Origin of the sequence: Mucilaginibacter sp. (assembly GCF_041088075.1) — a bacterium.
Classification (GTDB): Bacteria; Bacteroidota; Bacteroidia; order Sphingobacteriales; family Sphingobacteriaceae; genus Mucilaginibacter_A.
Map to the genome: position 1 here is coordinate 32,164 of NZ_JBGCVY010000042.1, position 16,779 is coordinate 48,942.

19 protein-coding genes and 1 tRNA gene are annotated in these 16,779 nt (G+C 39.2%); 6 read left to right on the plus strand and 14 right to left on the minus strand.

The features are described 5' to 3' along the window. Positions 1–134 precede the first annotated feature (134 nt). From V5804_RS09790 to rpmB, 11 genes are all read right to left on the minus strand, one after another. Complete coding sequence (locus tag V5804_RS09790) at positions 135–2,030, minus strand: ATP-binding protein (protein WP_369591212.1); 1,896 nt, start codon at positions 2,028–2,030, stop codon at positions 135–137. Next, positions 2,030–3,094 (minus strand): DNA cytosine methyltransferase, encoded by a 1,065-nt coding sequence (locus V5804_RS09795; RefSeq protein WP_369591213.1) that lies wholly within the window; start codon positions 3,092–3,094, stop codon positions 2,030–2,032. The genes V5804_RS09790 and V5804_RS09795 overlap by 1 nt, the downstream gene beginning before the upstream one ends. A 59-nt stretch (positions 3,095–3,153) precedes the next feature. Continuing rightward, on the minus strand, positions 3,154–3,579 hold the full coding sequence (locus V5804_RS09800; RefSeq protein WP_369591214.1) for a very short patch repair endonuclease: 426 nt from the start codon (positions 3,577–3,579) through the stop codon (positions 3,154–3,156). 58 nt (positions 3,580–3,637) lie between these two features. Then, entirely contained in the window at positions 3,638–4,714 is a 1,077-nt protein-coding gene (locus V5804_RS09805; protein ID WP_369591215.1) for an Ldh family oxidoreductase, read from the minus strand. Between the two features lie 176 nt (positions 4,715–4,890). Beyond that, positions 4,891–6,486, minus strand: a complete 1,596-nt coding sequence (gene bshC, locus V5804_RS09810; RefSeq protein ID WP_369591216.1) for a bacillithiol biosynthesis cysteine-adding enzyme BshC — start codon at positions 6,484–6,486, stop codon at positions 4,891–4,893. Beyond that, entirely contained in the window at positions 6,483–7,850 is a 1,368-nt protein-coding gene (gene rimO / locus V5804_RS09815) for a 30S ribosomal protein S12 methylthiotransferase RimO (RefSeq protein ID WP_369591217.1), read from the minus strand. The genes bshC and rimO overlap by 4 nt, the downstream gene beginning before the upstream one ends. A 76-nt stretch (positions 7,851–7,926) precedes the next feature. After that, positions 7,927–8,292 (minus strand): GxxExxY protein, encoded by a 366-nt coding sequence (locus V5804_RS09820; RefSeq protein ID WP_369591218.1) that lies wholly within the window; start codon positions 8,290–8,292, stop codon positions 7,927–7,929. A 74-nt stretch (positions 8,293–8,366) separates the two neighbouring features. Then, positions 8,367–9,335 (minus strand): signal recognition particle-docking protein FtsY, encoded by a 969-nt coding sequence (gene ftsY, locus V5804_RS09825; RefSeq protein WP_369591219.1) that lies wholly within the window; start codon positions 9,333–9,335, stop codon positions 8,367–8,369. A 114-nt stretch (positions 9,336–9,449) separates the two neighbouring features. Further along, on the minus strand, positions 9,450–9,620 hold the full coding sequence (locus V5804_RS09830) for a DUF4295 domain-containing protein (protein ID WP_157567067.1): 171 nt from the start codon (positions 9,618–9,620) through the stop codon (positions 9,450–9,452). A 90-nt stretch (positions 9,621–9,710) separates the two neighbouring features. Continuing rightward, positions 9,711–9,893, minus strand: a complete 183-nt coding sequence (gene rpmG / locus V5804_RS09835) for a 50S ribosomal protein L33 (RefSeq protein ID WP_157567070.1) — start codon at positions 9,891–9,893, stop codon at positions 9,711–9,713. 86 nt (positions 9,894–9,979) lie between these two features. Beyond that, positions 9,980–10,213 carry a 50S ribosomal protein L28 gene (rpmB, locus tag V5804_RS09840; RefSeq protein WP_157567072.1) on the minus strand — a complete coding sequence of 78 codons (234 nt, stop codon included), beginning with the start codon at positions 10,211–10,213 and terminating at the stop codon, positions 9,980–9,982. 227 nt (positions 10,214–10,440) lie between these two features. Here rpmB and V5804_RS09845 point away from each other — a divergent pair, with 227 nt between their 5' ends. The 5 genes from V5804_RS09845 (at position 10,441) to V5804_RS09865 (ending at position 14,479) form a co-directional block, all read left to right on the plus strand. Then, positions 10,441–11,037, plus strand: a complete 597-nt coding sequence (locus V5804_RS09845) for an acetate uptake transporter (RefSeq protein ID WP_369591220.1) — start codon at positions 10,441–10,443, stop codon at positions 11,035–11,037. A gap of 180 nt (positions 11,038–11,217) precedes the next feature. Continuing rightward, positions 11,218–13,131: an acetate--CoA ligase gene (gene acs, locus V5804_RS09850; RefSeq protein WP_369591221.1), complete on the plus strand. Its 1,914-nt coding sequence runs from the start codon at positions 11,218–11,220 to the stop codon at positions 13,129–13,131. Between the two features lie 227 nt (positions 13,132–13,358). Then, on the plus strand, positions 13,359–13,625 hold the full coding sequence (locus V5804_RS09855; RefSeq protein WP_369591222.1) for a hypothetical protein: 267 nt from the start codon (positions 13,359–13,361) through the stop codon (positions 13,623–13,625). Between the two features lie 500 nt (positions 13,626–14,125). Further along, positions 14,126–14,200, plus strand: a tRNA-Val gene (locus tag V5804_RS09860). Positions 14,201–14,233: 33 nt separating this feature from the next. Further along, a complete protein-coding gene (locus V5804_RS09865) occupies positions 14,234–14,479 on the plus strand; it encodes a GIY-YIG nuclease family protein (protein WP_369591223.1) in 246 nt (81 codons plus the stop codon). Between the two features lie 340 nt (positions 14,480–14,819). On the opposite strand, the gene V5804_RS09870 is transcribed toward V5804_RS09865, so the two are convergent. The 3 genes from V5804_RS09870 to V5804_RS09880 form a co-directional block, all read right to left on the minus strand. Further along, positions 14,820–15,440 carry an HAD family hydrolase gene (locus tag V5804_RS09870; protein WP_369591224.1) on the minus strand — a complete coding sequence of 207 codons (621 nt, stop codon included), beginning with the start codon at positions 15,438–15,440 and terminating at the stop codon, positions 14,820–14,822. A 375-nt stretch (positions 15,441–15,815) separates the two neighbouring features. Further along, positions 15,816–16,079 (minus strand): hypothetical protein, encoded by a 264-nt coding sequence (locus V5804_RS09875; protein ID WP_369591225.1) that lies wholly within the window; start codon positions 16,077–16,079, stop codon positions 15,816–15,818. Positions 16,080–16,299: 220 nt separating this feature from the next. Continuing rightward, positions 16,300–16,515 (minus strand): hypothetical protein, encoded by a 216-nt coding sequence (locus V5804_RS09880; protein WP_369591226.1) that lies wholly within the window; start codon positions 16,513–16,515, stop codon positions 16,300–16,302. 102 nt (positions 16,516–16,617) lie between these two features. Here V5804_RS09880 and V5804_RS09885 point away from each other — a divergent pair, with 102 nt between their 5' ends. After that, a complete protein-coding gene (locus V5804_RS09885) occupies positions 16,618–16,776 on the plus strand; it encodes a hypothetical protein (protein ID WP_369591227.1) in 159 nt (52 codons plus the stop codon). Positions 16,777–16,779 lie beyond the last annotated feature (3 nt).

Below are 16,779 nucleotides of genomic sequence, written 5' to 3' on the forward strand. Positions count from 1 at the left end.
TTGATGGTTCTTTTATGCACAAAATTTGTTGGAGCCGGTTGTTTACGGGGGATTGAGTAGCATTAGTTTTTAAATTGAAAGTTAAAAACTGGCTTTGTTGATTTTAATAGTAATTAGAGCAATATTTGCAGATATCAAGTATTATTAAGCTTTTCGTATCTATCAATAAACTCTTTATGATAGTTTCGGGCATCTGTAAGTAATTGATTAAAGGTTTTTACATATACTTTATCAATTCTCTGCATACTATCAATTTCATCCTTAGTTTTTCTATCATCAAAATCAATTTTGCCTCCTACAACATAAGCTATTACTCTGTTAGGAGAATAAACATTACTTTCGAGATGATCCTCAATAAAACTTCTATAGTCTTTAGCCTGATCAATATCTTTTTTTGTAATTAAATGTAAAGGTCTTTTAATTTCTATTATAAATCGATGGTTTGAGACAGAAGTGCATAGAAAATCTATACGTCGGTTTTTTTCCTCCAAATTTGTTTCAGGGTAATTTTCTTGCAAAATCTTGGCATATTGTAATTCATGTCTGAACATATTTATACGCGGATCAAGAATCCATGGAAATTTTTCAAAAAATGGATGTATTTGTTGTACCTCTTTTGCATTTTCTGTTATAAGTTTTTCAAATGTTTTTATGGTTTCTATTCTGCCTAAAGATAATTTATACATCTCTCGGGCCTCAATTAATTCCCATTCTTTAAATAAAGTTAAAATTCTTTCTGTAGATAGGTTTTCTACTTCATGAATTTCGTTAGCTATATCTTTAAATGATTGGAATTGAAAAGAGTCTTGAACAAATTTTACAAGTTCACTTGCCTTTGAAGTTTCTATGCCTTCACTCCCTATAATTGAATGTACAATTTTCTTAGCTAGTTTTTTTTCATGTGCTGGTAATTTGTTTGTCCAATCTTCAATAGAAATACCTGTGTCCTCTAAAAATTTATTTACTTTGTTTTCTTCTTTTAGTTTCTTTGTCTCGTTAAAAATGCCTTGTATTGTTTTAGTTAAATAAGCTCTTAAATCACGAGTTTCTGTTGTTTCCCAGTTTAGCGAACGTCTATTTGTAGATATAACGTCTTCATTAAAAAGATCAATAAAATCAACATTTAACCAACCTGTTATATAAGAATAACCGTGGCTTGTAGCTTTTATATCATAAAACTCATATTCGTTCACAAGCTTGTTCCTTGAAAATAATGATACTCCACGCATTTTAGAAGGTACAGTTTCCTCTGTAAGAACTATTTTCCCTGTAATAAGATCTTCACAATAGTAATCTTTTGGATATCTATCTATATGTAAAGGAAAATTCCAAGTATGAATAGGGTTTAAATTTTTATATCTTAATTCATTTTTAACTTCTATTTTATTTGATTCTATATTATGATAAACTAAAACATTAAAATCAGTCTCATCAAATACTTGAAAGCTTTTTGCTAATGTGTAAGCAATGTCATCTGGACTAAAAGAAGTTTTTCTATTTATATTATAAAGTGTAATTAATGTACCTTCTTCATCTGTTGTATTTTCATTCAATGTTACAATTTCCGGTTTGTAATTCTCATCGAAATCTTCTGTGTTTTTCAAAACAGACCAATCCAAGATAAACGTGTTTTTAATACTTGCGCTTACTGTCTCAACCTGTATTTTACTTGAAATGCCGAAAAAAGATAGTTTACCAATACCTTTTTTACCTATAACTAATCTTTTTTTATTTTTACTGTATTGCGAATGTGTGTCCTTTCTTCGATTTCTGCCTATTCTTAAAAATTGACTATTAATTTCTTCAAATGACATCCCATGTCCATCGTCCTTTATTTTTATTGACTTATTTTCATCATTGTCAAAAAGCCATATTTCAACATTTTTAGCTTCTGCATCATAAGAGTTTGAAACGATCTCTGCAATTACAGGAGGTAATGTTGAATACATTTTAACTCCCAAATGTTCAATTGTATTAGGGTCAAATCTCATTACTAATTCGTCAGAACAAGATTTTTTTTCTTCCGTCATTATAAGCTTTTTTGAAATTTTATAAATACTTCTGCTATTTTTTCGGATAAACAGGGGGGAACTGCATTTCCAATCATTTTGGCAATATTAACCAGTGAAGAAGCGTGAAAATTATAATTGATCGGAAATGATTGCAACGTTGCACCTTCTCTTAAAGAAATAGCCCGATCTTGTTCCGGATGTCCGTACCTACCATTGGATAAACTATTAAACTTTGTTGTAATTGTTGGTGCAACACCATTCCAAGACATTCTACCATAAACATCAGTATGGCCGCGATGATTTTTATGACAATCTAAATGAAGTTCTTCACTCCAGTCTTTTCTTGATCCGCCATCTTTAATTGTACTCTTTATTCTTTTTAGATTAATTTCTGTTAATCTGGCCGAAGTATGAATAAATGCAGTACGATCTTTATGGCCGGCAGAGATTTCGTTAAAAACTGCATAATCACCAATAGCATCTTTTACAGTTTTTTCTACAATCTTGTTTTCTATAGGAAAAGTTATTTCTTTGTTTACCCTGCTTGCAATCATTACATATCTTCTTCTGTTTTGAGGAACTCCGTAATATTTTGCATTAACTACTTTATCCTGGTAAGTGTAATTGTTGTCTTTTAAAAAAATCTTAAAATTACTTAAAGGACTTCCTTGTTTTGTTTCTAAACCCGGTACATTCTCAATCATGATGTACCCTGGTTTATAATAATTGATAAACAACTGAAAATCTTCTAATAGAAGTCTTGTTGTTGTAGATTTGGTTTTATCCGTGTTAATATTACTGTAATATTGACACGGGCTACATCCAACAAAAATTAAGTTGTCATCATTAATGCTGATGTTAAGTTTATCAGAAAGATAATTCAAAGAAAGGTTTGAAACATCTGCACATAAAAATTGAGAACCGGGATTATTTTCTTCATAAGTTTTTTTACAAGCAACATCAATATCAACTCCTGCTAAAACTTGAATACCTGCTTGTCTAAAACCGCATGTTACGCCACCTGCACCGCAGAAAAAATCTACTGCTTTTAATGGTTCAATATGTGATTTTTTTTCGACCACGTCTTTTATTGTTATTATAAGATTATTATTGTGTAAAAATATAAAATAGTAGATAGAATTTACGGATGCTTAGGAATAATGTTTATTAATAGTTTGTTTAAAGTTTTTTCGAAAACATTGCTTTTAAGCTCACATTCCCAGATTTTAATAACTTTCCATCCTAAATTAGAAAGTATTGTTTCGGCTTTCTGATCATTCTCTCCATTTTTACCAATTTTATCAGTCCACCATTCTGTTCTGGTTTTAGGTAAAGATGCTTTCTTACAGTTTTCATGTCCATGCCAAAAACAACCATGGATAAAAATAACAGTTTTATATTTAGGTAAAACAATATCAGGTTTGCCGGGAAGGTTTTTGACGTGCAAACGATAGCGAAACCCATTTTTGTGAAGAAATTTTCTCACAAGCATTTCAGGCTTAGTATCCTTACTTTTTACGCGAGACATGTTATAACTTCTGATTTCTTTAGAATGTATATCTGCCATAACTTATTTCACACTAAATCAATCTCACATTACTGTTTTTAATTAACTAAAAATAGTATCAGTGCAATTGCGAAACACCCAACTTCTCCGCCAACTCATTCAAATCCTTAACCACAGCATCCACCAAAGGAATACCATTTACTTTTCGGTTCAGTTCGGCTTCCAGTTCCGGTTCGCCGGGGATAATGACTTTTTGATTGGGCAATACTGTTTTTGCCGACTTAAAACGTGCAATCCAATTATCCAAATGGTGTTTAAATTCCTCAACCGGCCGGAAACCATCTACACGCATCGCGCCTAAAAAATGGCCGATGCCGGTTCCGACAGGATTTGGGTCTGGTTCGAGATAAGCCACAAAAGGCGGAACCCAAGGCCCGTAATTGGCGCCCGAAAGTACGGCAGAAAGTATATCAACCGTGGCACTCAAACCAAAACCTTTGTGGCTGCCGTGCTCGCGGTCGCTGCCCAAAGGCAACAAAGAACCGCCGGATTTTAAAGCGTGCGGATCAGTTGTAAAATCGCCGTTTTCATCCTGAATCCAGCCTTCCGGAACAGGTTTTCCGGCTCGTTGCGCAATTTCTAACTTGCCGTTTGCTGCAGCAGAAGTGGCCATATCTACAACTAAAGGCGGGTATTTCCTTGCGGGAAAAGCATAGCACATGGGATTGGTTCCCAACATGCGTTCGTTGGAAAAAGTTGGCGCAACCAGCGGACTTGCATTCGTCATGGCAAAACCAATCATGTCTTTTTCAACCGCCATCAAAGCATGGTAACCGGCAATACCGAAATGGTTGGAGTTACGCACCGAAACCCAGCCCGAACCATATTTTTCGGCCTTTGCTATCGCAACCTGCATGGCAAAAGGCGCAACCACCAAACCCAATCCGGCATCGCCATCCACGGTTGCGGTAGTTGGCGTTTCGTGTACGATACGGATATTTGGTTTTGGATTGATCCGGTTTTTCTCCCACAAACGCACATAACCGCTTAGCCGCGCCACACCGTGCGAATCAATTCCGCGAAGATCAGCTTTTACCAAAACATCAGCAGCCAATTGCGCGTGTTGCTGGCTGCAACCCATTTTCAGGAAAATATTTTCGGTGAAAGTTCGTAGCGATGCTTCTTTTATCAACATAAAATTGGTGTTAAGTTTTGTGCTTTGAAGTTCTGCGTTCTGTCATCCCAACGATAGGAGGGATCTTCTTTGAAACGAATATTTCCAATGCTTCTTTTATCGCCTAAAAATTGTTTTGTTGAAAGAAGATTTCTCTTTGCGGTCAAAATAACAAAAGCGTATAAATGACTGGATTGTTATTCCGTTAAAATTGTAAACTGAAAATCCAGCGGTTTAAAATGTTCAACCAACTGCTCAATAAATTCCGAACCTTGTTTCACATAAAACAAACCAAAGTTTTCATTGCGTTCCTGCAAACTTCCACCGGGAAACAATTCGTTTTTAACCTGATCAATTTGGTTTAAACGCGTTTCGTAATTGCGTTTTTCGGCTTTGATCAACTTTTTTTCGAGGTTAAAAACAGCATGTTCCAAACGTTTTTTTATGGCTTCGGTGGAAGGGCCTAAAGTTGGGTCAATCTTGGAATTTTGTGTTTTCATGCGGTCGAAAACCTGGCCCAGTTCCTGCCATTCCTGTTTCAATTGTAACTGGTTTTGACTGTTAGCTTTGATCCAATTTGTTTTTAAACTGTTTGTATCTTGAAAGAAATCAGTCAAAGTTAAACCCATTTTTTCAGTTTTTTCGGCTGCTCTTTTGCTCACCATTAAACCGGAATTTCGCAAGATGAGAATTGGAAAATCTACACCGTAAAAATCAAAATTGGATTTCAGTTCCAACCAGTAAACAATTTCTGCACCACCGCCAATGTAAGCGATGTTTGGCAAAATCACTTCCTGGTACAACGGCCGCATCACTACATTCGGACTAAACCTTTCCGGATAATTTGCGATTTCTGCTTTCAGTTCTTCTTCGGAAAATTCAATTTCCGTATTTAAAACTTTGTATTGATTGTCTTCAAAAACGATCCGTTCGCGTACTTCTTTTACCAGGTAAAAAAAGTTAATTTCTCGCGGGTTCACCTGGACGTGAACGCCAAGTTCCTGTAGCTTTTTATTGGTTTCGGAGATGTTTTTAAAGCTGTTTTGGTTGATAATATCTTGTTCGATTATCGGCGCAAATTCTTTTTTCAAACTTGCATCGTCCGCATCAACAATTACTAAACCAAACTTGCTGAATAAAGCATTTACCAAATAACGCGTTGCATCGGCCAGGTTTTCGTAGTTGGTGTAAGCTGTTTCTACGATTTTAGCCAGTTCATCGGCGTAACCTTCAATCCCCAAAACGCCTTTGTATTGGTTCAAAGCCTGACGGATTCCTTTCGTCGAAACCCTTCCGGTTGCACCCGAAACATCTTCGTTCCAGGCAATTTTTTTACTGGCAATTTGCGTGTGGTTGATCTCCGCAAAATCGTGGTCTTCGGAAGCCATCCAATAAACCGGCACAAAATTTTTATCGGGAAATTCGGCTTTTAAATCTTTAGCGAGATTAATGGCCGTAACAATTTTGAAAATAAAGTAAAGCGGGCCGGTAAAAATATTCAATTGGTGGCCGGTGGTAACGGTAAACGTATTTTCCTGGTTCAGCAAATCCAGGTTCGTCCGCGTTAAATCGGATACTTCTTTTACCGGCAATTTTTCGTATTGTGAATTTAAAACTTCTGTTAAGATGCTTCTTTTACCGGTGTTTTTTTTGTGTTGAAGCAGTTGCCGGAAGCCCTCCAAATCTGGCCGGAAACTGTAAAAAGGCTGTAACGCAATATCGTTTTCTAAGTAGCTGACAACGGTTGGGGAGAAGCTGCCGGTTGCTTTGTACTCGATATAACTTGCCTTCATGAATGTACAGCTAACGCTTCGGCAAGGCTTGCGGTTTGTTTAGGCTGAACAATTTTTCCATACAAATCGAAATCTTCGGCCGCATCTATTTTGACGTTTACAAAACTTCCTGGAACGGCATATTGTTCGCGCGCATCAACCAAAACTTCGTTGTCCACTTCCGGCGAATCAAATTCTGTCCGTCCCACTAAAAAATCGCCTTCAATTTTATCAATTAAAACTTTAAACGTTTCTCCTATTTTCTGGTAGTTTTTTTCGTGCGAAATTAATTGCTGCACTTCCATAATCGCTTCTGATCGTTCCTGTTTTACTGCTTCCAGAACATCATCCACTAAATCATAAGCATGTGTTTTTTCTTCGTGAGAATAAGTAAAACAGCCCAAACGGTCGAATTTCGTATCCATCACCCATTGCTGCATTTCTTCAAAATCCTGCTGCGTTTCGCCGGGATAACCGGTAATTAAGGTAGTACGCAATGCAATTTCCGGAACTTTATCACGAATTTGATTGACCAGATCAATTGTTTTTTGCTTCGTGATACCGCGGCGCATTGACCGAAGCATGTTATCAGAAATATGTTGCAAGGGCATATCCAGATACTTGCAAATGTTGCTGCGCTCGTTCATCACATCCAAAACTTCCATCGGGAAACCGGAAGGATAAGCATACTGCAAACGGATCCACTCGATGCCTTCCACGTCAGAAATTCTTCTTAAAAGTTCGTCTAAATTACGCTTTCCATACAAATCCAAACCGTAATAAGTCAAGTCTTGCGCAATCATGATCAGTTCTTTCGTTCCACTGGCAGCCAGTTTTTTTGCTTGTAAAACAAGCTCGTCTATCGGCGTAGAAACGTGTTTGCCGCGCATCAACGGAATGGCACAAAAGGAGCAGGGACGGTTGCAGCCTTCGGCAATTTTGAAATACGCAAAGTGCGAAGGCGTGGTCAATAAACGTTCGCCCAACAATTCATGCTTGTAATCTGCGCCAATGTTTTGCAGCAATTCGTGCAAATTATTGGTGCCAAAAAAAGCATCCACGTTGGTAATTTCAGCTTCCAGTTCGGGTTTGTAGCGTTCAGAAAGGCAACCGGTTACAATTACTTTTCCAACTTTGCCTTGTTCTTTCAGTTTGCTGTATTGCAGAATGGTATCAATGGATTCCTGCTTGGCATTGTCAATAAAACCGCAAGTATTGATGACGACAATATCATTGCGGCCAACTTTTTCACTTTCGTGCACCACGTCAAAAGCATTTCCTTTAAGTTGACCCATCAATATTTCAGAGTCATATATATTTTTGGAACAACCTAACGTGATAACGTTTATGCGTGGTTTAGTTGATTTTATTTGTTTGGATTTCACTGATTTTAATATGATTTCACCGATTTTTATAGATGATTACACTGATTGTAATATGATTTCATCGATTTAGCTCGTTTTACACCGACAATCTTTTAATCTCACAACTCGGATTCCCAAAGTTAATTAACAAGCCGGTTTTAATTTTACTCGCTTTTAAATATGACAGTAATTGAGCATGAAAGAGTTTTGGTAGGAAGCCTGTTACTGATTTCAATTCTACGATAACCTTATTTTCTATGAATAAATCACATCTAAATTTCCCGACTAATTGTTCTTGAAAATAAACGTTGAATTCTTTTTCTGCTTCAAAGTTTAAACCTTCAATTTTTAGTTGAACTTGTAATGATTTAGCATAAATTTTCTCCAAAAAACCCGGACCTAATGCACGATGTACTTCAAAACAGCAACCAATTATTTTTCCTGTGAGTACATCATTTTCCATTTTTATTTAGCAAGTAAAAATTAATGAAATCATCAATAAAAATCTGTGTAATCTTTTAAGAATCTGTGAAATCCTTAACTATTCTTAAACAAACTATCCACAAAAGCTTTCCGATCAAACAATTGCAACTGATCTTGTGCTTCACCAACCCCAATATATTTGACCGGGATTTTAAACTGGTCTGAAATCCCGATGACCACGCCGCCTTTTGCCGTGCCGTCTAATTTGGTTAAAGCCAATGCGTTTACATCAGTTGCCTGCGTAAATTGTTTGCATTGTTCGATGGCATTTTGTCCGGTCGAAGCATCCAAAACCAACAAAATCTCATGCGGTGCATTTGGGATAACTTTTTGCATCACGTTTTTGATTTTGGTCAGCTCGTTCATCAAACCAACTTTGTTATGCAAACGGCCTGCGGTATCAATAATCACCACATCATCACCATTGGAAACGGCAGATTTTACGGTATCATAAGCCACCGAAGCCGGATCAGAACCCATCGCCTGCGCCACTACCCGCACGCCAACCCGTTCTCCCCACAACTGGATCTGGGAAACAGCCGCCGCCCGAAAAGTATCTGCCGCACCAATCACCACTTTATTTCCGGCTAATTTTAACTTATAAGCCAGCTTGCCAATCGTAGTGGTTTTGCCCACGCCATTTACGCCAACCACCATAATCACATAAGGTTTGTGGTTGCCGTATTCAAAATTTCGGAAATCGTTGCTGTTGTTTTCGGCTAATAATTGCTGGATTTCCTCTTTTAAAATTCCGTTGAGTTCTGCTGTGCCTAAGTATTTATCTCGTGCCACACGCTCTTCAATCCGCTTGATGATTTTTAACGTGGTTGCAACGCCAACATCAGAAGTAACCAAGATCTCTTCCAAGTTATCCAAAACTTCTTCGTCAACGGTTGATTTTCCGGCAACAGCTTTGGTAATTTTAGAAAGAAAATTGTCTTTGGTTTTCTCCAGGCCTTTGTCCAGGTCCTGCTGTTCTACAACGGCGTTTTCTTTCTTTTTAAAAAAATCAAATAGTCCCATAGGCTTAATCCGAAAAAGCGATGCTTCTTTTACAGCATAAAATTAGGTATTCATAACAAAAAAAGCCCCTCCGGTAAATTCGGAACGGCTTTCTTATCCTGATATAAGAACTGGTTATTGGTTTGCAGCTTTTGCTACAGCAATTGCATCTTTAACGTGGTCGTTATGTGCAATAATTTCTTTAAAAGAATAAGCACCGGTTTTCGGCGATTTCACCATTGTAATCACTTTGGAATATTCTTTGCCTTTTCCGGTTTTCAGGGTTGCAACTACTTTCTTTGCCATGAGTTTTTTTTAAGTTAATGGATCATGGTTAATAGTTCATTGATGAAGCCACGTGCAGCTACCATCAACTATCAACTATCAACTATGTGCCTATTTAATTTCTTTATGTACCGTTACTTTTCTCAAAACCGGGTTAAATTTCTTCAGTTCCAGTCTTTCTGTTGTATTTCTTTTGTTCTTGGTGGTGATGTAACGGGACATGCCCGGCATTCCGCTGGTTTTATGCTCTGTACATTCTAAAATCACCTGAACTCGATTGCCTTTTTTTGCCATTGTATTTTAAGTTGATGGTTGATTGTTAATAGTTAATGGTTGAAACTGCAATGAACAGACAACTGTAACCAGCAACAAACAATTATTTAAATGTACCCTTTTTTTACAAATTTATTGATACAGGCGGAAATGCCGTTTTTGTTAATGGTTTTGATAGCCGAAGTGGAAACTTTTAGCGTAATCCATTTATCTTCTTCCGGGATGAAGAACTTTTTCAGTTTCAGGTTTGGGTGAAACTTGCGTTTGGTTTTAGCATTTGAGTTGGAAACGCTGAAGCCATTCATAGAAGTTTTACCGGTTAAATCGCAAATTCTAGACATGATGAAATGTTTTGTTATTTCTTCTCCTTCAAAAAGAGTTTGCAAATATCAGCATTCCGCTTAAAAAAAGCAACACTATTTTTAATTTTAGTTTTCACCAATTTTTAGGTGGTAAAAGAAGCATCGGGGTTTTTTGCCGCAATCTTTCAAATTAACTTCATCTGCCCAAAAACAAAGCTAAAATTTGTATTATTGTTCAACCAAAATCAACCTAAAACATTCTGATAATGAAAGAAATTAACGAACTCGTGCTTCGGGATTCTTCTGCCAATCCCGGCCCGCTTGGTTTATTTGCCTTTGGCACCACCACCGTTTTGCTCAACCTGCACAACGCCGGTTTTTTCGAACTTAACTCGATGATTTTGGCCATGGGGATTTTCTATGGCGGAACTGCGCAGGTAATTGCCGGGATTTTAGAATCAAAAAAGAACAATACTTTCGGCATGACGGCCTTTATTTCTTACGGTTTTTTCTGGCTCACGCTGGTCGGCCTGATCGTGATGCCGAAATTTGGCTGGGTTGCCGCCACTTCAAAACCTGCAATGGCAGCCTATTTAACCGTTTGGGGGATTTTTACCGCTTTGTTGTTTATCGGCACATTGCGCCTTAACCGGGCTTTGCAATTCGTTTTTGCCACGTTAACCATCTTGTTTTTTTTGCTGGCCGCAGGCGATGCAACCGGCAACGAAACCATCACCCATATTGCCGGTTACGAAGGTTTAATTTGCGGCGCTTCAGCGATTTACACGGGCACTGCGGTTTTGTTGAACGATGTTTACGGCCGTAATTTTTGGCCGGTTGGAACGGTAACCAATAATTATTGAGCGGTTAAGGGCCGGTTTAAAATTTGTTCCGCATATTCCCGATGCTTCTTTTATCGGCATAAATTTAGTGTGCTAAAAGAAGCATTGCGGATTTTTATGGCAGAATTTAAACAGCTTCAATCCTTCTCACAACAAAATTTTTAGATTTACACGCAACAAGAGCTAAACAATTTCTACCAAATGAACCTGCAAGTAAAATCCTTTGAAGAATACCAAGACGTTTATCAATACAGCATCAACGAACCGGAAAAGTTTTGGGCCGAAATTGCCGAGAATTTTTTATGGCGCAAAAAATGGGACACTGTTTTGGATTGGAATTTTACCGAACCTAAAATCAAATGGTTTGCCGGCGCGAAGTTGAACATCACCGAAAACTGTATTGACCGACATTTGGAAACTTTGGGCGACCAACCGGCCATCATTTGGGAACCAAACGATCCGGAAGAAGACCACCGCATTTTGACGTATAAACAGTTGCACCAAAAGGTTTGTCAGTTTTCGCACGTCCTTCAAAATAATGGCGTTAAAAAAGGCGACCGCATTTGTATCTACATGCCGATGGTGCCAGAACTGGCCATTGCGGTTTTGGCTTGTGCGCGTGTTGGCGCTATTCATTCGGTTGTTTTTGGCGGATTTTCGGCACAATCCATCGCCGACAGGATTATTGATGCCGAATGCAATTTGGTGATTACGGCGGATGGCGGTTTTCGGGGCAACAAAGAAACACCGCTAAAAACAGTAATTGACGATGCGCTGGTGCAATGCCGTTCGGTAAAAAAAGTAATTGTTTTAACCCGAAGCCGTACGCCGGTTTCGATGATCAAAGGCCGCGATGTTTGGTGGGAAGATGAAATCCGGAAAGTAGAAACCAGCGGGCAAACGGATTTTCCGGCCGTAGAAATGGATGCAGAAGATATGCTTTTCATCCTGTACACTTCCGGCTCAACCGGAAAACCCAAAGGCGTGGTGCATACTTGCGGCGGCTATATGGTTTATACCGGTTATACTTTTGCCAACGTTTTTCAGTACCAGCCTGGCGAAGTTCATTTTTGTACGGCCGATATTGGCTGGATCACCGGCCATTCGTACATTGTTTACGGCCCGCTTTCGCAAGGCGCAACCGCCTTGATGTTTGAAGGAATCCCGACCTGGCCAGATGCCGGCCGCTTTTGGGATATTGTTCAAAAGTTTAAAGTCAACATTTTATACACTGCGCCAACGGCCATCCGCTCGTTGATGAGTTTTGGTGAAGAGCCGTTAAAAGGCAAAGATTTAAGTTCGCTCACTAAATTAGGTTCGGTAGGAGAGCCGATTAACGAAGAAGCCTGGCATTGGTTTAATGATAAAATCGGACAAAACCGCTGCCCGATTGCCGATACTTGGTGGCAAACCGAAACCGGCGGCCTGATGATTTCGCCGATTACCGGCGTTACGCCTACCAAACCCGGTTACGCTACGTTGCCATTGCCGGGCGTGCAGCCGGTTTTGGTGGATGAAAACGGACAGGAAATTGAAGGCAACGGTGTCAGCGGAAATTTGTGCATTAAATTTCCGTGGCCGGGAATGTTGCGTACCACTTATGGCGACCATGAGCGCTGCCGAACCACATATTTTGCCACTTACCCAAACCGTTATTTTACAGGCGATGGTTGCCTGCGCGATGAAGACGGCTACTACAAAATCACTGGCCGTGTGGACGATGTGCTGAACGTTTCCGGCCATCGTATTGGTACTGCTGAAGTGGAAAACGCCATCAACATGCACACCGATGTGGTAGAATCAGCCGTGGTTGGTTACCCGCACGATATTAAAGGACAAGGCGTTTACGCTTTTGTCGTTTGCCCAACCATGCACGGCGATGAAAACCTCACCCGAAAAGATATCACGATGACGGTTTCGCGCATCATCGGTGCCATTGCCAAGCCCGATAAAATCCAGTTTGTAAGCGGTTTGCCCAAAACGCGTTCCGGTAAAATTATGCGCCGGATTTTAAGAAAAATTGCAGAAGGCGATACGGGGAATTTGGGCGATACCAGTACTTTGCTGGATCCAGCCGCGGTGGAAGAGATTAAGGCCGGTGCGTTGAACAAATAATATTGAGCCAGGATAAATAAACAAAAAGCTGGTATAAATGCTGTTCTTCAAAAATTTACAATGCTTCTTTTATCCCTGTAAATTCTGTTTCGGTACAAAAAGAACAACGGGCCAATGATTTTGATGTGGTAAAAGAAGCATGGAAAATATTCTGAACAAATTTTAAACCTGCCCAAAACCAAATGAAGCTGCTTATCGTAAAGAGCCTGGTAAAATACTTGGTTTAAATGGAGATTGATTATATTATTTTAGACAGTAATTCTGCAAGTGAATTAGAACTGTTATTGGGCGAAAAAGCTTTGGATGGTTATAAAGCCGTTTCTTTAAATTCATGTTTTGATCCTCACAAAGGAATAACCTACACGGCTTTAATGGTAAATTACGGTTTGAACGGCCAGTTGGAAGATACAATGGCCCATATTTTAGAAAAGTTAGATACTATCAGTATGTCTTTATTATTGATCGAAACCAATACCGGTGATAACTTGGGTTGAGCATAATAGTAAGGGGTTTTATGCTGATTGTAAGATCATTAACCATAAAATGATCAAGGAAAATTTTTAAAATAGGGGAAATTTAAGAAATTATTTAGGCTTTAAATTTTCTTAAAACTGATCCTGATTTTCCTTCAAACAAAAAAACTAAAATATATTTTGCAGAAATAAATTGCACTCCTATATTTGCAGTCCCAAACGCAAGGGAGATTAGCTCAGCTGGTTCAGAGCATCCCGGTTAACAGACCGGGAGGGCCACGGCAGGGTTTACAAAAATAGGGAGATTAGCTCAGCTGGTTCAGAGCATCCCGGTTTACGGATCGGGAGGGCCACGACAGGGTTTACAAAAATAGAGAGATTAGCTCAGCTGGTTCAGAGCATCCCGGTTTATGGACCGGGAGGGCCACGGCAGGGTTTACAAAAATAGGGAGATTAGCTCAGCTGGTTCAGAGCATCCCGGTTTACGGACCGGGAGGGCCACGGCAGGGTTTACAAAAATAGGGAGATTAGCTCAGCTGGTTCAGAGCATCTGCCTTACAAGCAGAGGGTCACTGGTTCGAACCCAGTATCTCCCACAAAGGCATCCAAACGGATGCCTTTTTTAATTTATGTTTTTTACATACATCCTGTATTCCCCTACGTTGGATAAATATTATATTGGCTCGACCGCTGGCCTTGATGAACGTATTAAAAAACACAACACCAACCACAAAGGCTTTACGGGACGGGCAGGGGACTGGGGCTTGAAATGGAAAGAAGAAAATGCCTCGAAAAGCGGTGCAAACATCCGGGAACGTCAAATAAAAAGCTGGAAAAGCAGGAAAATGATAGAGAAACTTATTATTGAAGGTTAGCTTAACTGGTTCAGGGCATCCCGGTTTTGCACCGGGAGGGTCACTGGTTCGAACCCAGTATCTCCCACCAAGGCCGACGATACATTGTCGGCCTTTTGTATTTCAGGATGTTTTAGTTCTGTATCTTAATTTGTGCTGAGTTTTGACCTAACAGAAGGAATTCAACACAAAACCCGAAGCTTTAGCAGGAAAAACTTGAAACAACTCCGATACATTAGAATGCTTCTTTTACCACCTAAAAATTGGCAAGTATCAATTTTGCTCCAATCAATCCAACCACCAATTTTTATAGCCTAAAAGAAGCATAAGTTTTTCTTGTGCCGAGGAAAAGGCATACCTGTTAATTTAAAATTTCTGGCAGGTTGGCGTAGTTTGATCCGTAATGGTCTGCAAGGGCAGGAGAATATTTCCCCTGGTAATCATATAAATAAGTTTCGATCCCAAGTTCCCGGGCATCGGCTATTTCTACTTCCGGGTTATCGCCTATCACCAGCACTTCGCCGGGCGAGAAATGATACTTTTGTAAAATCTGCAAAAACACGTCCTTTTTGCTCAGATCAGACTTTGCCGGGTCGGGTATATAAATCTCCTTAAAATCATTTTTGATGCCCAGAAGCTTTATTTTGCTTTTCTGAAAATCGGTATAGCCCGCCGTTACCAAAAACTTTTCTATCGGTAAATCTTTGGCAATCTGGTAATCTTCAAATGCCTTGATCGGGATATTACAGGTCATCTTTACCGACAGCTTCATGCCTTCTTCCTTAAGCTCCTTATTGAATTTATAGCGGTCTGCAACTTTATGAAACGGCGTGGTCAATAAATCTTCCTTTACTTGCTGGTAAACCTCGCTGCTTAATTGTGGTTTAAGCAAATCGAACAAAGGGGCGAACATTTCGTCAGCATAAGGCTTAATGGGATAGATGGTGTCATCAAGATCGAAAATCAATGCTTTTTTTGTCATGGTAAAATGTTAGCAATCTACAAGGCTACTTTGTTTTTGAAAAAATATCCACAAAAATTTAAGCTTTTTTATTGGCTCTTTGTCCTGATGAAAATAAACTTGTTTAAACTTTTATTATTCATTACACCGTTCATGTACAGATATTTATTAAAGGACACACCCCTGGCCCCTCTCGAGAGGGGAACCTGCAAACGACGCCTTTCCAAACGTTGGAAAGATAGCAAGCCATGCTTCACCTCTCGAGAGGGGCCAGGGGTGTGTCCTTTATTTTTATGCCCTAAAAGAAGCATTCAGAATTAAGTTTAAACAACTTCAATAGTAAAATGGCAATATGGCTTTGAGGCTTTTTTTTGTTTCGGGGAAAACTAAATTTCCTCAATTCACAAAAACGCCGTCTTCAAATAAGTTGACAAACTTTTGGATGCACTTTTTACGGATGGCCAAAGGCAAGTCTGAATTTTTTAAAAAAGCGAAATAAGCCTTTCCGCATTCTACCTCAAACTTGTAATGGTTTTTTAGCCGGTCGCGGATGTCATCAGGTTCAATCGGTTCGCGGGAAAGAAAAAAGATGATGAACTGAAAATCAATATTGTCCAGTTCAATTAAAAACTCCCGGGTTTTTTCTGCTAAAGTTTCCATCAGGTCAAGGTTTGAAAGCATATGTTTTCAAACCTTGTTCCAAAAGAAACCCCTGTATTTAAACCGGTAAACAGGGAAGCGGTTGCCCAAATTTGGGTTTACACCAGGCAATTTTATTCCCGATGTGGGTATTTAAACTGGTGTTATTAAATTTAGGCAGGTAAAAACAGCATCTCATTTTATTGCTGATTAATAGAAATACTGTTTTTATCCCCCAAAATTATTTATCGCCTTCGCTGGGTTCTGCACCTTGATGCAAATCCGGATAAGCCGCACGGCCGCCTTCGTCCACATTCTTTTTAAAACCGTCAAGCTGGTCGGTTTCGTGCGCGCCGTCTATGATGGTTTGCCCGTCTTTGTTGGTCTGCTGCAGGCCTTCGTCTTCCGAGTACGGGTTGTTAACCTGTACTTCCGGCAAATCTTTTTTCTGTTCCATGATTGATGCTTTTTCATTGCTAACAGCAAATTGTTTCAATTGTTAGCCGGAGAAACAGATTTACCGCAGCAATTGACCAAACATAAACCGGACACCAAATTTATGCCGGTAAAAGAAGCATGGCAGTTTCAAAATAAACCTTGCTGGGAAAAGATTCTACGCTGCCACCACCAAATGGGGCTGTTTCTCCCTGTTTTGCTGTTGTTTCAAGTTGAAAATAGCAAATCCGGCTATAAATTTTTGTTGGAACGAGACTTGTAAAAA

What these genes read in the sequence shown, in the direction of transcription:
- V5804_RS09830 (WP_157567067.1), bottom strand. Translation starts at nt 9,620, where the DNA reads ATGGCAAAGAAAGTAGTTGCAACCCTGAAAACCGGAAAAGGCAAAGAA.
- V5804_RS09885 (WP_369591227.1), top strand. Translation starts at nt 16,618, where the DNA reads ATGCCGGTAAAAGAAGCATGGCAGTTTCAAAATAAACCTTGCTGGGAA.
- V5804_RS09865 (WP_369591223.1), top strand. Translation starts at nt 14,234, where the DNA reads ATGTTTTTTACATACATCCTGTATTCCCCTACGTTGGATAAATATTAT.
- V5804_RS09855 (WP_369591222.1), top strand. Translation starts at nt 13,359, where the DNA reads ATGGAGATTGATTATATTATTTTAGACAGTAATTCTGCAAGTGAATTA.
- rpmG (WP_157567070.1), bottom strand. Translation starts at nt 9,893, where the DNA reads ATGGCAAAAAAAGGCAATCGAGTTCAGGTGATTTTAGAATGTACAGAG.
- rpmB (WP_157567072.1), bottom strand. Translation starts at nt 10,213, where the DNA reads ATGTCTAGAATTTGCGATTTAACCGGTAAAACTTCTATGAATGGCTTC.
- V5804_RS09870 (WP_369591224.1), bottom strand. Translation starts at nt 15,440, where the DNA reads ATGACAAAAAAAGCATTGATTTTCGATCTTGATGACACCATCTATCCC.
- V5804_RS09820 (WP_369591218.1), bottom strand. Translation starts at nt 8,292, where the DNA reads ATGGAAAATGATGTACTCACAGGAAAAATAATTGGTTGCTGTTTTGAA.
- V5804_RS09875 (WP_369591225.1), bottom strand. Translation starts at nt 16,079, where the DNA reads ATGGAAACTTTAGCAGAAAAAACCCGGGAGTTTTTAATTGAACTGGAC.
- V5804_RS09790 (WP_369591212.1), bottom strand. Translation starts at nt 2,030, where the DNA reads ATGACGGAAGAAAAAAAATCTTGTTCTGACGAATTAGTAATGAGATTT.
- V5804_RS09845 (WP_369591220.1), top strand. Translation starts at nt 10,441, where the DNA reads ATGAAAGAAATTAACGAACTCGTGCTTCGGGATTCTTCTGCCAATCCC.
- acs (WP_369591221.1), top strand. Translation starts at nt 11,218, where the DNA reads ATGAACCTGCAAGTAAAATCCTTTGAAGAATACCAAGACGTTTATCAA.
- bshC (WP_369591216.1), bottom strand. Translation starts at nt 6,486, where the DNA reads ATGAAGGCAAGTTATATCGAGTACAAAGCAACCGGCAGCTTCTCCCCA.
- V5804_RS09805 (WP_369591215.1), bottom strand. Translation starts at nt 4,714, where the DNA reads ATGTTGATAAAAGAAGCATCGCTACGAACTTTCACCGAAAATATTTTC.
- ftsY (WP_369591219.1), bottom strand. Translation starts at nt 9,335, where the DNA reads ATGGGACTATTTGATTTTTTTAAAAAGAAAGAAAACGCCGTTGTAGAA.
- V5804_RS09800 (WP_369591214.1), bottom strand. Translation starts at nt 3,579, where the DNA reads ATGGCAGATATACATTCTAAAGAAATCAGAAGTTATAACATGTCTCGC.
- V5804_RS09880 (WP_369591226.1), bottom strand. Translation starts at nt 16,515, where the DNA reads ATGGAACAGAAAAAAGATTTGCCGGAAGTACAGGTTAACAACCCGTAC.